Below are 15,680 nucleotides of genomic sequence, written 5' to 3'. Positions count from 1 at the left end.
TGGCAACCAAAATAGAAAATAAGAACTTAGAAATCATAAAATACAAAGCTGCTTAAGAAAAAAATATTAATTTCATAAGCTTTATTAAGTGAGCCTATTTTTAAGGAAAATGTGGAAAAATTTATTCCCACCTTAAAAATCTCTATATAATTAAATTACTTAATACAAATATCCGAGAAAAAAAGTGATGTTGCAGAATAGATTTAACTATTCTGCAACATCACCTTTTACTTTACTAAATTATAATCATATAAGTCTACGCCAGGAGCAAGAGTTAAATCTTTATAACCTAAATAATCTAAGATTGCTAGGGCCTTTCCTGCTCGGCCGTTTGTTCTACAATGAACAACGAGCTTATCACTCTTATCAAGGTCAATATCATTTTCCATAATTTTATCTAAGGGAATATTTATAGAATTTTTGATATGGCCATTTTTATATTCTTCTTCACTTCTTACATCAATAATTTTATATGAATCATCAAGTTTTAATAAGTCATCACCAGTAATTTCTTTTATATGCATTAAATCTCCTTTTTTATGTATTATACTTCAAAAATATTATTGCTATTATTGTTTAAAAAATGACTCTTTTTGGTAAAAGTATATAGAGGTGAGTTATGGATATATTATTAACAGGCTTTGATGCCTTTGGGGATGAAAAAATAAACCCTGCTAGTTTAGTTTTAGAAAAGATACCAAAAATAATAGGAGATGCTAAAATACATAAACTTATAATTCCAACAGTTTTTGGGAAATCAGCAAGTCTTATTGAGGAGAAGATAGAGGAAATTAGACCAGATATAATTATTTCCCTAGGCCAGGCTGGTGGCAGAAGCCATATTACTGTTGAAAGAGTTGCTATTAATATTGATGATGCATCGATAGATGATAATGAAGGAAATAGACCAATTGATAGGATAATAAGAGAAGATGGGGAACCTGCATATTTTGCGACAATACCAATTAAGGCTATTATTAATAAATTACAAGAATCAAATATTCCAGCATCTATATCAAATACTGCAGGAACCTATGTATGTAACCATGTAATGTACCAAGACTTGTATTTAGCAAATAAGTATAAAAATATAAGGGCGGGCTTTATTCACCTACCCTTCTTACCAGACCAAGTAGTGGATAAAAATGGCATGGCATCAATGGATTTACAAACTATGGTAGCGGCTATAAAGATTGCTATAGAAATAAGCATAGATTTTGAGGGGAAAGAAGATATAAAAATAGGATTAGGAAGGACACATTGATATGAAGATTTTAATAGCAGTATTGATATTATTGATGATTCCTCAACTTTATTATTTTAGAAAAGAAAGATTTTATAAGTCACTTTTGATGGCGAGTAAGTATTTTAAGAGGCTGACAATAAAAGAAGATGAAAGTAATGAGGACTTACTACTCACTAATACCGACGGTAATGATATATTTGTAAGAATTTATAAGGCAGAAAATCCTAAGGCTCTTGTGCAATTAGTTCACGGTATGGGAGAGCATGGTGGAAATTATGATCATTTTGCAAAATATCTAGCTAAAAACGGATATCTAGTTGCAGTTTCTGATCATAGGGGTCATGGAAAATCTTTGTCAAATACTTATCCAAATGGTTATATGCAAAGAGCAGAAGAACTTGTAGATGATCAAGTTATGCTAAGCAAATATTTAAAAGAAACATATCCTGAAAAGAAACTTTATATGTTGGGTCATTCTATGGGTTCAATGGTAGTTAGGTTATTTTTAAGAAAAAATGACAAACTAATTGATAAACTAATAGTTACAGGAACTGTACCAGGCAATCCTATAGCAGGTTTGGGAGTATTTTTCTTAAATATTCTATGTTTTTACTTCGGAGAAAAACACGAGAGTGGAATAATTGATTATATAGTCGGAACAGGCAAGGGGATAGACTTTATATCTTTTGACCAGGAAAATATTAGAATTAAAGCAAATGACCCTTTAAGAATCTCTAATTTTTCTTTAGCTTATTCAAGGGCTTTAATCGAGCTTAATCAAAAGTTAACTAAAGCTAGGTCTTATGAAGTTAAAAATCCCGACCTTGAGATATATAACTTGGTAGGAGAAAGCGATCCAATTACAAAAGGGCCTAAGGGAGTAAAATCTAGTTTAGATTTTCTCAAAAAACTAGGATATAAAAATATAAAATCTAAAGTATACAAGAATATGAAACACGAAGTATTAAACGAAACTGATAAAGAGATTGTTTATCAGGATATTATCGATATTTTTGATAATAAGGATTTAAAATACTGAAATTAAACACATATAAGATTTGCTATTTAAAGAATTGATATAAGTGGTAAATTATTAAAAAGAGAAAGAATAGGGGTAATATGGAAAAATTGATTAAAGTCCTACCTTTAGATGATGTGGAATCTATCACATCGATAAACGGTGGCGATGTTAATGAAACTTATAGGCTTAGAGCTGATGGAAAAGATTATTTTCTAAAAGTACAAAAAAATACAGATGAATCCTTCTTTGCTGGGGAGAGAGCGGGATTAGAGATTTTTGAAAGAGAGGGGATAAATGCCCCAAGAGTATTAGCTAGTGGGTCAAATGATGGTAGTGGCTTTATGCTTTTAACCTATCATAAGGAAGACACTATGGGAAGCCAGGAAGATTTGGCAAGGCTTGTTGCTAAAATTCATACCATAGAAAGTCCAAATGGGAAATTTGGTTTTGATTATCCTTATAGGGGAGCAGGAACAATTTTCACAAATGAGTACAAGGATACTTGGAAAGAAATATTTCTTGAACAAAGGATGGATAAACTTAGAGATGAGTTAGCTTCAAGCCTTTTGTGGGATAAGAAGGATTTGGAAAGGTATGACCAGGTAAGAAAAGTTATTGAAAAGGAACTTGATAGTCACAAATCAAGGCCAGTCCTTCTTCATGGAGATCTTTGGGCAGGCAATTTTATGTTTGATGAAAAGGAAAAGCCTTTAGTATTTGATCCAAATCCACTATATGGTGATCGTGAGTTTGATATTGGAATCTCAACAGTATTTGGAGGTTTTGGTAAAATTTTCTACAAGGCCTATAGGGATGAGCTTCCTCTATATGTAGGTTGGGAAAGAAGAATAAACTTTTATAGACTCTATCTACTTATGGTTCATCTCTTAAAATTTGGGCCAGTTTATGATTCCTCAGTAAATGATGTAATGAAAAATATATTAAATTAAGTGCTTCGGCACTTTTTTTATTGCTTAACTTTATATCCTCTAAGAGTATAATGATTAGTAAGCTAGAAATGGGGGAAGCTATGGATGATATTAAGGCTTTGATAGAAGGCTTGCTAGAAGATCTTGCCACCAGGGATAAGAAAAAGATAAATAGAAAAGTAAACACTAAAAATCTTAAGGCAAATATTAATATCGACCTAGATAAAAAGTCTGATGATTACTATATTTCCAGATTAAGGATAAGAAATGCAAATATTAATTTGCCAGATCAAGTCAAAAGAGAATCCCTAAACTTGTATTTAGACTTAATAAAACTAGGTTTTGCTGGTAAAAAAATAATATCAAATGACTTGTACAATCAAATATATATGCTGGCAAGGGACTATGTCAATTCTTTTTATGATCCAAATTTCGATAGGAAAACCGAAAGGATTTATGAAAATCTAGGAAAATTCTTAGATAAGGAAACAATAAGCAATTTGAGAAAATCTGCCAATGATTTTATAAAGAAAATCCCAAGGGCAAATGAAGAAACAATAGCCTATTATGACCTAACAGCTAATGGTAAACAGAAGGTATTCTGGGATGAGGACGGGTCTTTAAGAGAAAAATATAAGTTTGACCTAGACCAGGAAAGGGCTTTAGCTTCCATAAGCAAGAGAAATAATATTCTTTGGGAAAATGATGATTTAAAAAATCTTACTATAAATTTATATCTTAAGAGTCTAAAACTAGTATTTGATGATGACAAAATTAATACAGACATCTTAGTTTCCTATCAAAAGCCTTATACCTTATCAAGAAAGCTTTTGGATGCACTTTTGATAATAAGTGAAGCAAATGTCAGAAATATTTTTGTAATTTTATCTGGTATTCAAACAGAATCTGCCATAGAACTTCTTATAGAAAATAAGGCTTCAGAAATTCTAGATAGGATTATAGATTATCAAAGAACTATACTTTTTGATTTAAAAGATAAGGAAGTAAGCCAGATTTATCTTAAGTATTTTAAGGAAAATCCAAACAAACTCACTGAACTTACAAGATTTATAGAAACTTTGGATATTGATAAAGAAATAGAAATAATAGAAAATTTTAAAAAAGAGAAAAATTTTTACCAAATCTTAAATAGTATTATAAAATCAAAGACCCCAACCCTAAGAATAATAGCCTTATACCATATTTACAAAAATAAATTAAATAAAAAAGCTCACGATAAAATTTTGTTTAGAATTATAAGGGAAGAAAACTACAATCTTTTTCTAAATTTGGTAGATGAAAATGAAATTGATATAGACCTTATCGCAGAAATTTTAAAACTTGATAAGATTCGACCAAAAAGGATAAGTCTTAATGATAAGAAAATAGCAAAATCAAGAAAAGCCCTAAGATCAACCGTAGAAACTATAAGTCAATTTGTCGGAGAAGAAGAAAATATTGAGGAAAATGATAAATTGCCTGAAAAAGAGGAAGAAATTGATGATAATAATCTTTCAAAATCAAGCAGAGATTTTCTAAAACTCCTAATAGAAAAGGGATCTATATCAGAAGATGAGGCAAGAAAAATAGCCCAAGACCAAGATTTATTTTTAAATATCTTTATAAAAGAAGTAAATGACGAGCTTTATAATTATATAAACGACCAAACTATAATAATCGAAGATGGAAATGTGTTAATAGATGAATTTTATATAGACATGGTGAAGGAGTATATAATATGAGAAAAATCAATCCTAAAGAAGCAAATTCAATTATAAAAAGCCTGGAAGCAGGGGTTGTGCCTGATATTGGCATCGGCCATTTACTTGTAGGAAGAAAGGCTGAAGTAGAAGAAATAATTAAAATCCTAGAAAATATTGAAAATGGCGACTCAGACCTTAGATTTTGGGTGGGAGATTTTGGTTCAGGTAAGTCTTTTATGCTCAAGACAATAGAAAACCTAGCTTTGTCTAAAAACTTTATTGTGTCAACCATTGATCTTAACCCATCTAGAAGATTTTATGCGACCGATAGGAAGGCTGTTGGCCTTTATAAAGCCATAATTGAAAATATAAAGACAAAGACTAAAAGAGAAGGAAATGTAATTGAGGCAATAATCGAAGAATGGATTTCAAATATTTTTATGAAACTTTCTAAGGATTATTCTTATGACATAAAAGATTTGATGGCAGGTGAGTATCAAGATAAGGTCAAAGGAGAAATCCTAGATGTACTTTCAAATTTCAAATCTGTAGGCCTTTCTTACGAACTTGGTCAAGCCCTTTGTAAATATTATGAGGGTTTTATATCTGATAATAGGCTTTTAAAACTTGAGGCTATCAGATGGATTAGGGGAGATATTTCTACAAAGACCGAGGCAAAAAAAGAGCTTGCTATAAATGAAATTATAAATGATGATAATTATTTTGAAGCTACTAAAAACTTGGCAGAGCTTTTTGCAGAAATTGGCTATAAGGGCTTTGTAATAAATTTTGATGAGGCTGTAAATCTCTACAAACTTCCACATGCCACAACTCGTGAAAGAAATTACGAAAAAATCCTAAATATTTTTAACGAAACAAAATCAAATCTGGCCAAACACTTATTTATAAATTTTGGGGCAACTAGAAAGACAGTTTTTGATGAAAGCAGGGGTCTTGCTTCTTACGGGGCTCTTAAGGGAAGGCTTGGAAGTGAAGCATCGATGGATGATAAGCTTTTAAATACCAATAAGACCGTCCTTGGCCTAAAGGTCTTGACAGAAGAAGAAATTTATACCCTTTTAGAAAACTTAGTAGATATCTACAATACCCACTATAAAAGTGAGATTAATTTAAGCCACGAGCAGATTGTATCCTACATGGAGGGCCAATTAAATAGGCCAGGTGCTGATGAATTTCTAACTCCAAGGTCTGTTATAAAAGATTTTATAGAAATACTTGATATAAAAAGACAAAATGAGGGTGTGGATATTGATCAAATTCTTGCTAATAAATTTGGAAGTCAAGTAGCAGTTTTCAAAGACCCAGACAATTTAGATGATGAGATTGAAATAATATGACAGAAGCCTTTGACCTATTAAATAGGGACATGAAAAAATTTGTTTATGAAAATGGCTGGCAAAGTCTAACAAAGATACAAAAAGCTGCCATCAAACAAATTTATCAGACTAATAACAACTTAATCCTTGCTGCACCAACAGCATCTGGCAAAACTGAAGCAGCCTTCTTACCTGCAATTTCAAAGGCTGTTGACTTAGATAAAGGGTTAAAAATTTTATATATCTCACCCCTAATCGCTCTTATCAATGACCAATTTAAAAGAGTCCTTGCTATATGCAAGGGCCTTGATATAAGGGTGACTAGCTGGCATTCAGAGGCATCAGTAAGCCAAAAGGATAAACTTGTGGCAAATCCATCAGGAATCATGCTAATAACTCCAGAATCCTTAGAAGCCATGCTTGTAAACGATAAGGCAAGAGCCAAGGTCTTATTTAAAGATTTAGATTTTGTAATAGTAGATGAAATTCATGGGTTTTTAGATACAAATAGGGGCCTTCAACTAAAATCTCTACTTGTGAGAATGGAGGCCTACTGCCTAAATACTCCAAGAATGTTAGGCCTTTCAGCAACCCTAGGAGATGAAAATTATTCTCTAGCCAAGGATTTTTTTATAAATGGAAGAGAGACAAATATTTTGCTTGATAGGTCAAGGAATGATTTGCTAGCAAGCCTTGATTATATAGAAGCTGATGATATCAATGATGAGCTTGTAAAAAAGATTTTAGAATATTCTTTGGGAAAATCAACCTTGATTTTCCCAAATTCGAGGGAGAAGGTAGAAAAACTTACCTATCTTTTGCAAAGAGAAATAAAAGAAAAAGGCTATGAGATAAGGGTCTTTTCCCATCATTCCTCAATATCTAAGATCAAGCGAAAGGAAATAGAAGATTTTGCCAAAAATACAAGAGAAGATTTTATAATTGTAGCCACATCGACCCTAGAGCTTGGAATTGATATAGGGACAGTTGATCAGGTTATTCAAGTGGGATCTGCTGCTTCAGTTCTTTCTCTTGCTCAAAGACTGGGTAGGTCTGGGAGGAGAAATAAAAAGTCCATAATTCATCAAATAGCAACGGACAAGTATGACCTCCTTCAGGCCTTAGCATCTCTTATTTTATTTGAGGAAGGAAGGCTCGATAAAATCGACCAAGCAAAGAAGGCTTATGATATCTTTGCCCACCAAGTCCTATCGACCCTCCTTGAGAAAAATGGACTTTCTTTTGCTGAATTTACTAGATTAAATAAGGATTTAAAAAGTTTTACTGATATAAACGATGATGAATTTGCAAAGCTAAAAGATTTTATGCTAGGGAAAAATTATATAGAAGAAATAGATGGTGAATATATAGTAGGAATGGAAGCTGAAAAACTCATGACCATGGGCTATTTCTACAACCAATTTGTTAGCAAAAAGTCCTATAAGGTTGCAAGTGATAAAAATGTAATAGGAGAAATTGAGCTTGGCGACAATCTAAAGGCCAAGGATAGGATATATCTAGCAGGTCAGGTTTGGCAAATCCAATCTATTAACCACAGTTCTCGCAAAATTATGGTGATTCTTTCAGATAAGGCCAATGCTAAAAGTTTTGCAGGATCTGGATCCTTTGAAATAAGTGGAGAAGTAAGGGCTAAGATGGAAGAAATTCTATTTAACTTTGACAAGATTAAATTAAATCCAAATATTAGAGAGATTTTAGAAGCCTTAAGAGAAGAAATAAAGGAAGAAGACTATCACTTTGTAGAATTTGAAGGGAAAATTGGTCTTAGGACCTTTAAATCTACAAAAATAAATAGAACTCTGGCTTTATTACTAAATATTAAGTCTAAGTCATCCTCTTATTATGATGACGATAGGTCATCGACTATTGTAGGCAATAATATAAGAAGAGATTTGAAAAAAATTAGAGAGAATCAAGTGGATATTGAGAAAATAGAAAAATATTTAAAAGAAAATCCGTCGCTTATAGAAACTTACTTATCGGCTAATAAATTCATGGTCTTGGTACCAGATGATTTAAAAATCACATACATTATAAAAAATATCCTCGATATTGATGGAGCTAGCCAATACTTACAAAACTTGTAATTAAATATTCCTTATTTCTATGATATTATATAATCAAGAAAGAAAAGGAGGAAATTATGAAATATATTAAAAGTTTGTTAGTGATTGGACTTGTAGTTTTTGGAGGAATATTTTTAAGAGCTAATTCCTCACTAGGCCAAAAAGAGTACCTTGATGAATTAAGAAGTAATAAGGCAAAAGTTGATGAATATGTAGGTAAAGTAAGCGGAGTAGAAAAAGAATTTGTAGAAACAATTTTAAATCGCAAGGATGCTGATCCTAGTGTTACTGTAAGAGAAATTACAAATGTAGATACTGGTGAATCCTACAAGATGATACAAGCTATCGATTCTTCAAAAAATATTGATATTGATGGCAGACTTGATGGTACAATATTTTTTAGGAAAGGCAATGAAAGATTTTGGATAGATACAAGAAGAAAGATTTATTACACAGATACTTTTGACTATAGCAAAAATCCAAAAGAGCCTTCTATTATTTCTAGAAATGAAAGTATGATTTACGAAAAATTCCTAAGCGGCTATGATAAAGGGATAGAAAAAATAGGCGATACTTATAAAGTAACTAGTCTTGATGACTTAAATAAGGGCTCTTATGGTATTTATGATTTAGAGGGAAATTGGCTTGAGTCTTTTACCGACAACAGTCAAGGAAGGTGGAAGGATGTCCTTGTTTCAAAAACCACAGATGTTGAAGAAACTTACGAAAAACTTCTAGGCCTAAAAGATACCTATAGCAAGGTTGATGATCTAGGAGAAATTAAAGATAAGGGAAAAAATGAAATTTGAGAGAATTTTAAAAGTAGAAAATCTTGAAAAATATTATGGCAAGGAAGATAAGAGGGTCTTATCAAACCTAAACTTTGACCTAATTGATGGTGAATTTTTAGGTATTATGGGTAAGTCTGGCTCGGGAAAGACAACAATCTTAAATGCTATAGCGACAATAGGGTCCTTTAACAAGGGCTCTATTTCCTATTACAATAAAGATATTTCCCTTTTTAATAGGAGGATGATAACATCCTACAGGAAAAATGTGATCTCTTATATTTACCAAGATTTTAAACTCATTGATACTCTTACAGGATATGAAAATATAATTTTGCCATTTAATATTTCAAAAAAGAGAGTCGATAAGGCTAAATTAATGAAAGTGGCTGAGATTTTGGAAGTTGAAGATTTATTTAATACATATCCAGATAATCTATCTGGAGGTGAGAGGCAAAGAATTGCTATAGCAAGAGCCCTTATTAAGGATTCAAAAATAATCCTTGCAGATGAGCCGACAAGCTCTCTTGATAGTAAGCTTGGGGAAAAGGTCCTTAGGCTTTTAAAAACATATAATAGGCTCCACAAGAAATCTATAATAATGGCAAGCCATGACCTAAGGGCAATTTCCTTCACAGACAGGGTCATATTTCTAAGAGATGGTCATATTTATAACGAGCTAAGACGCAAGGAAGAAGAGAGCAGGGAAGATTTCTTAACAAGGATAGAAAATGCAGATAGGATGCTTTTAAGATGAATAAAGAAAAGTCTAGCAAAAAACTTTATTTTTTAATTTTAATAATATCATCAATTACATCTTACATAATTTTATCATTTGATAAGTCTGAAGTTTTTTCCTATATCTACGAAGAAAATAGGCTTTATCTTCTAGATACTGTTAGGCTAATCTACTTAGTTTCTCTAATTTTCATATTTATTTTAATCTACTATGCAAGCTTTTATATTATAAGTGAGAGGAAAAATGATGTAGGTCTTTTGATGGCAGAAGGCTTAGGCCAGAAAGGACTTTTTAAAAATTTTTTAAAAGATTCATTTGTAGATATTTTAAAGGCAAATCTTTACGGCATAGGTCTTGCTATTTTTATAAATGAATTTATAAATCTTCTTACAGTTAAGATCTTAAGTTTGGGTTTAAATTACCATAATTTTAATATTTCTTTTAAAGCGATAGTTTTAACAATAGCAATAAGCTTATTTTTAAATAGCCTTTCAATTTATACTCTTGTTAGGGATTTTTATAAGAAAAAACCGGATGAAATAATGAGGGGAGAGCTAAAATCTAGGTCAGATTTCTTTTTGTTTTTGGCCTTGATTTTATTTGTTATCGGCCTTATTTTAAATAGAATTTATTTAATGGAAGAATTGATCATTGTAATAGGCTTAATTAGCATATTCTTACTAATGGTTTTCTTTATATTTTCTAAAATTTTCCAAAAAAGCAGTGGAAAAGATATAATTGTAAGGAAAAGCTTAAGCTTAATTTTCAAAAAAGATAGGCTTTCCTTGCTATTTACAAGCTTTATGCTTATTGCAGGCACTTTTATCCTTGCCTATACTATTTTAACAAGTTTAGCATCAAGAAATTCCCTAGAAAGACCTGCTGACTTTACCCTTTATGATTCTAAAGAAAAAATCGAGCTTTTAAAGGAAGACTTAGACATGACTCAAATGATCGGAGAAATTTATCCAGTTTATGGTTATGAGTATTTTGATATCTACCCAGTGGAAATAATTAACTTGGTTAAGCAAAATATGAGCCTTGATAGGTCCACAAGAAATGAGTTTTATTTTAGACCAAGTTTTTTGCTAAAAGAATCATCATTTGATAATATTTATAAAATAGAAACTGACCTAAAAGATGATGAAGCTATCCTCCTAGCAGAAAGTGAAAATGAAAAATATGGTCTTGAAGCAAGTCTTGCCAAAAAAGATGGGTTGATAAAAATAGCTGGAAAAGATTACAAAGTAAGAAAACTTGTAAAGTCAAATAAGATTTTTTCTAATGATGTAATAGGCTTATCTAGTATGGTTGTTGTAAATGATGAGGTTTATGGGTCTTTGATCGATAAAAAAGAACCTTTTGCCTACAATATAAACCTAAACAAAGATTTTGTAAACTCTTTTGGTTTTTCCAAGGGGTCTGATATGTTAAGACAGGCCTTTATTGATGGTGATTATAAGTATGAATCTTATATTTGGCAAGCAAAAAATGCAATCTCTCAGATTACAGAAAATTTATATACCTATTTTTATTTGAGTTTGATTTTTATTTTGGCTGGCCTAAGCTTTTTCACAATTAGAATTTTCATTTACTTTGAAAAATCTAAAGAAAAATTAAGGATTCTAAGCTTAATGGGCCAAGATATGGAGGAAATCAGGTCAATAATTAGAAAAGTTTATACGATACTTTTCTTCATTGTGGGTTTTGCTTCGATTTTTGTGACAATATTTTTATTTACCAACCTATCTTTTAGTATAGATTTATTTTTTAGAATAAAAATTAGCAAAATAATTGGAACCCTAGCCTTAATTAGTCTTGGTCTTTTGTTAGTGATAAGCCTATTTTTAAAATTTATCATAAAGGTAAGTTATGAAAGGATACTTTATTATGAAGAAAATTTTAATAATTGAAGATGATAGAAATCTCCTAAATGAACTAAGAGAATTTTTAGAAAATAGGGGATATGAAGTATCAAGTGTGGATAATTTCTTAAGGGCAAGTGAGGATGCTCTTAAAAAAAGACCTGACCTTGTAATTTTAGATATTAATTTACCAGGGATATCCGGTTTTGATATTTGCAGAGATATAAAAGAAAAATCAAACATTCCAGTCTTAATGCTCACATCTAGGATAGGGATAGAAGATGAGATTAAAGGACTTGAGATTGGAGCTGATGAATACTTAGCGAAGCCAGTTGATACTAGGATGCTAATTTTGAGGATGGAAAAGCTTTTAAATTTATTTAACCATTTTCAAGATATAATAAGTGTAGGAGAATTAAGCCTTGAGCTTTCTACTTCCAAATTATCCTACAAAGATACTTATCTAATCTTACCCCAGACAGAAGCTGATATTATCAACAAATTAATGGAATCCTATCCAGAAATCGTGTCAAAGGATGACCTTCTAGAGGCTGTTTGGTCAACGATTTATATAGATGAAAATATACTTCAGGTAAATATTACAAGGCTTAGGAAAAAACTTAAAAACCTTGGGCCTTACAATATTTACAATAAGAGAGGCCAGGGCTATGGCCTAGGAGAAGCGGATGAATAGCACATTAAAGGATGGCCTTATTTGGATATTGGCATTTTTAGGCCTAGATTTATTCTTTATCTTTCTAATAATTCTCATAAGTCCAGAATTAATTGATAATTTCATAATTTTCATACTTTTATTTACAATCTTGGCTCTATTATTTATTTTAAGAACTATAATAAATAAAAATAAAAGAAAAAAGGACCTACTTGAAGAATTTTTGATAAACAATTCCTTCTTAGCAAAAGATGCCTTAGTAAATGAATTTGGGAGTGACTATAAGAAAATTTTTAATGATTATCAGAAAGCTTTTAAAATAAAAGATAAGAGGCTAGAAGAATCCAGGTCCAAACTCATCTCCTATAGGAACTTTATAGAGATGTGGGCTCATGAGATTAAAACTCCCCTTGCCTTTGCAAATTTATTCCTAGAAAACTATAAAAATGATTTTGATAGGGAAAGTCTTGATAAACTAAGTCTAGCCAATGCCAATATAGAAAATTATATTAACCAGATTCTCTACTATGCAAGACTAGATGCTAGCAAAAAAGACTACAAGATGGAAGATATCTATCTAAAAGAAGCTGTAGATGAAGCAATCAAGGCATATTATCCCCTAATTGCAGAAGAGGGGATTATCATAAAAGAAGAAGTAGGAGAGGTAGAAGTTTTTACTGACAAAAATACTTTGGTCTTTATAATTTCCCAGATTATTTCAAATGCCATAAAATACTGTGATGGCGTTATTAATATTAGAAATAAGGGTAAGAACCTATATATAGGAAACAATGGACCTAAGGTTGCTGATCAAGATCTTGCCTTTATCTTTGAAAAGGCCTTTACAGGAGAGGTTGATAAAATTCACAAGTCAACAGGCATGGGCCTATATTTAGCTAGGCTTTATGGCAAGGACTTATCTATAGATATAGAAGTAGTAAGTAATGAGGATAGAGATTTTGAGATTTGCCTTAAGTTTTAATTGTTTTTGGAAAAAGACTTTAAATAAAGTAGGTAGAGATGAAAATAACTGACAGATTTGAGCTATCAGCTTGTAAAAATAGGAAAAAATTTGATATAAATCACAAAGAAATCCCAATCAAACTTAGCCCTGACCTTGATGAGGCTATTAAATATCTTCTTTGGTATGTGCCAAATATAAACAGCGAGCAGGCCAAGGAAAATGACCTCCTTAAAAATAAGGAATATGATGACTATATTTTTGAAGAAATAATGAGCTTTATGAACCTAAGTGACAGGGATGTCTTATTTACTGATGATATAGCAACATACATACTTGATGACTTTAGAGGAGAAGTATGCACAGATGATCAAAAAATAGTTATGAGCCTAGCAGATGGGGAAACTAAGACTATGAGCCTTTTAAGGCATATAAGAAATGCCATAGCTCATGGCAATTTCAATGTGATTGATAAGCTTGTAATAGGTTTTGATTTTAAAAGGCTTGGTGGGGATAAGATTGAATACAGGGCTATTTTTAAAATTAGGCCTGACGGGCTTTTAAAAGCCTTAAGAAAGATTAATTTTGATTTTACTAGCCAGGAATTTATTGGACTTGCCTTTAAAAACAGCGGGTATTTTGTCGAAGAATACCAGGAAAAATACCAGAAGAGTCATAGATTTGACCTTTTTGCCAAAAAGAATGATAAGAGATTTGCTCTAGAAATTAGAAATTACGACTACGGCAGGAAGATAGCTAATGAAGAGGTTAGTAAAATTATAAAAGCCTTTGAAGGCTCTGGGAAGGGAATTATCCCTATTCTCATCATAAACTCATCTTATATAACAGAAGAAAGTAAGGAAGACCTACTTAGGGCTGATTTTATAATACTTGATATTAAAAATATTAAGAAGATGTACAAGGGAAGGGATATGGTTTCAGAAATCCTTAGAGACAATGCCTTTTTAAATAAATTTAATTAATTTTTTGCATATAAACTTTAAAATATAATATTTTCTAGTATAATAAAACTATATTATTAAAACGAAAATAAATAGGAGGAATTAATGACAGAGATTAATAATCAAAATCCTGGCGATAGAAGAAGATCGAATCGTCCAGATAAAAGAAGAGAAATAAGTTTAGAAAGAGAAGAAAGTTTACAAGCAGGTAGAAACCTTTCTTGGGGTTCAATAATAGCGGGAGCTGTATCAGGTGCGGCAGTATTTACTGTACTTAGCCTTTTAACAGCAGCTCTAGGCTTTGGAATCTTTTCAGCAAACTCAGCTAACCCACTTGCAGGAGTTGGTCTTGCAACAGGACTATGGACAGCTATTACAATAATTGTTTCCTTCTGTGTAGGTGGTTTTGTATCAGGTTATGCAGCAAGATCAACAGGACTATTACACGGTGCTATTACTTGGGCAGTAACAATCTTATTGCTATTTACCCTTGTATTCAATGCTGTGGCTTCAACATTAGGTTTAGCTGGCCAAGCAGTTAGTGCAGTAGCAGGTGGAGCAGCGAATGTAGTTGGTAATGTAGCAAGTACAGCTGGGGATGCAGCAAGTTCAGCAATTGGTTCTGCTGTTGATGGAGTAAGTCAAAATCTTAATGATGTTGATACAGAAGAACTTAAGGCTAATCTTGAAAAATATCTAGCAGATACTGATGTTAAAGAGCTTCAACCAGAATATTTAAATAGCCAAGTTGAAGAAAGTAAGGATGAAATTGCTCAAACTGTTAAAAACATAGCTTTAAATCCTAACAACGCTGGAGCAGAAATCAAAGCTCTTACTGATTCACTAAGTGCTAAGGCTAAAAAAATCGCAGATTCTGCTGATAAAGATGCTATTACAAATGCCGTAGCTGAAAATTCTGACCTAAGCAAGGCAGAAGCTGATGAAATTGCTAACAATATCTATGAAGAGCTAAACAAGGCTTCAGAAGAGACAAGTAAGGCAATTGATGAAGCAAGCGTAGAAATAACAAAGCTTGCAGAAGAATCAAAGATAAAACTTGACCAAACAGTAGAAGAAGCAAAAGATACTGCTGATAAGGCAACAAATGCTGTTTCTCTTGGTTCAGTTCTAACCTTCTTAGGATTAATTATAGCCCTTGCTGTATCAGCAATAGCTGGTAGAAAAGGTGAGGAATTCGCAATTAAAAATTACAGATAAAACCAAAAAAAACTAGGCCCTAAATGACCTGAACCCGTAAACACGGAATAATTTAATAATATTTTAAGCGGAATGTAATCTGTACATAACAGGGGACATTCCGTTTAATTTTGTTTTAATCCTATCCTCATTGTACCATTTTATATATTTT

At 31.7% G+C, this 15,680-nt stretch carries 15 protein-coding genes; 13 read left to right on the top strand and 2 right to left on the bottom strand.

The features are described from left to right. Positions 1–227: 227 nt before the first annotated feature. Positions 228–524, bottom strand: coding sequence for a rhodanese-like domain-containing protein (locus tag NH286_RS09320; protein WP_106460665.1), 297 nt, complete (start codon positions 522–524; stop codon positions 228–230). Between the two features lie 95 nt (positions 525–619). Here NH286_RS09320 and pcp point away from each other — a divergent pair, with 95 nt between their 5' ends. The 13 genes from pcp to NH286_RS09255 all read left to right on the top strand — a co-directional run bounded on the left by pcp (position 620) and on the right by NH286_RS09255 (position 15,529). Further along, positions 620–1,264 carry a pyroglutamyl-peptidase I gene (gene pcp, locus NH286_RS09315; protein WP_265238477.1) on the top strand — a complete coding sequence of 215 codons (645 nt, stop codon included), beginning with the start codon at positions 620–622 and terminating at the stop codon, positions 1,262–1,264. 1 nt (position 1,265) lies between these two features. Then, complete coding sequence (locus tag NH286_RS09310) at positions 1,266–2,285, top strand: lysophospholipase (protein ID WP_265238475.1); 1,020 nt, start codon at positions 1,266–1,268, stop codon at positions 2,283–2,285. 80 nt (positions 2,286–2,365) lie between these two features. Continuing rightward, positions 2,366–3,217: a fructosamine kinase family protein gene (locus NH286_RS09305; protein WP_265238473.1), complete on the top strand. Its 852-nt coding sequence runs from the start codon at positions 2,366–2,368 to the stop codon at positions 3,215–3,217. Between the two features lie 50 nt (positions 3,218–3,267). Next, on the top strand, positions 3,268–4,938 hold the full coding sequence (locus tag NH286_RS09300) for a tellurite resistance TerB C-terminal domain-containing protein (protein ID WP_265238471.1): 1,671 nt from the start codon (positions 3,268–3,270) through the stop codon (positions 4,936–4,938). Beyond that, a complete protein-coding gene (locus NH286_RS09295) occupies positions 4,935–6,257 on the top strand; it encodes an ATP-binding protein (protein WP_265238469.1) in 1,323 nt (440 codons plus the stop codon). The genes NH286_RS09300 and NH286_RS09295 overlap by 4 nt, the downstream gene beginning before the upstream one ends. Further along, positions 6,254–8,344, top strand: a complete 2,091-nt coding sequence (locus NH286_RS09290) for a DEAD/DEAH box helicase (protein ID WP_106460659.1) — start codon at positions 6,254–6,256, stop codon at positions 8,342–8,344. The genes NH286_RS09295 and NH286_RS09290 overlap by 4 nt, the downstream gene beginning before the upstream one ends. 56 nt (positions 8,345–8,400) lie before the next feature. Continuing rightward, positions 8,401–9,132 (top strand): hypothetical protein, encoded by a 732-nt coding sequence (locus tag NH286_RS09285; RefSeq protein WP_265238466.1) that lies wholly within the window; start codon positions 8,401–8,403, stop codon positions 9,130–9,132. Further along, a complete protein-coding gene (locus tag NH286_RS09280; protein WP_265238464.1) occupies positions 9,122–9,868 on the top strand; it encodes an ABC transporter ATP-binding protein in 747 nt (248 codons plus the stop codon). Before NH286_RS09285 ends, NH286_RS09280 begins: the two co-directional genes overlap by 11 nt. After that, complete coding sequence (locus NH286_RS09275; RefSeq protein WP_265238462.1) at positions 9,865–11,763, top strand: FtsX-like permease family protein; 1,899 nt, start codon at positions 9,865–9,867, stop codon at positions 11,761–11,763. The genes NH286_RS09280 and NH286_RS09275 overlap by 4 nt, the downstream gene beginning before the upstream one ends. Next, positions 11,741–12,409 (top strand): response regulator transcription factor, encoded by a 669-nt coding sequence (locus NH286_RS09270; RefSeq protein WP_265238460.1) that lies wholly within the window; start codon positions 11,741–11,743, stop codon positions 12,407–12,409. Before NH286_RS09275 ends, NH286_RS09270 begins: the two co-directional genes overlap by 23 nt. After that, positions 12,402–13,370, top strand: coding sequence for a sensor histidine kinase (locus NH286_RS09265; protein ID WP_265238458.1), 969 nt, complete (start codon positions 12,402–12,404; stop codon positions 13,368–13,370). The genes NH286_RS09270 and NH286_RS09265 overlap by 8 nt, the downstream gene beginning before the upstream one ends. A 38-nt stretch (positions 13,371–13,408) precedes the next feature. Further along, complete coding sequence (locus NH286_RS09260; protein ID WP_265238456.1) at positions 13,409–14,332, top strand: hypothetical protein; 924 nt, start codon at positions 13,409–13,411, stop codon at positions 14,330–14,332. A gap of 84 nt (positions 14,333–14,416) precedes the next feature. Further along, the gene (locus NH286_RS09255) at positions 14,417–15,529 is read left to right on the top strand and encodes a YrzE family protein (protein ID WP_106460652.1); all 1,113 of its coding nucleotides are present in this window, start codon (positions 14,417–14,419) and stop codon (positions 15,527–15,529) included. A gap of 63 nt (positions 15,530–15,592) precedes the next feature. On the opposite strand, the gene NH286_RS10720 is transcribed toward NH286_RS09255, so the two are convergent. Next, positions 15,593–15,673, bottom strand: a complete 81-nt coding sequence (locus tag NH286_RS10720) for an IS3 family transposase (RefSeq protein ID WP_080551595.1) — start codon at positions 15,671–15,673, stop codon at positions 15,593–15,595. Between the last annotated feature and the right edge of the window lie 7 nt (positions 15,674–15,680).

Source organism: Anaerococcus sp. NML200574, from assembly GCF_026131665.1.
In the GTDB taxonomy this organism is placed as follows: domain Bacteria; phylum Bacillota; class Clostridia; order Tissierellales; family Peptoniphilaceae; genus Anaerococcus; species Anaerococcus kampingae.
This window is presented reverse-complemented; position numbering and strand designations above follow the sequence as displayed.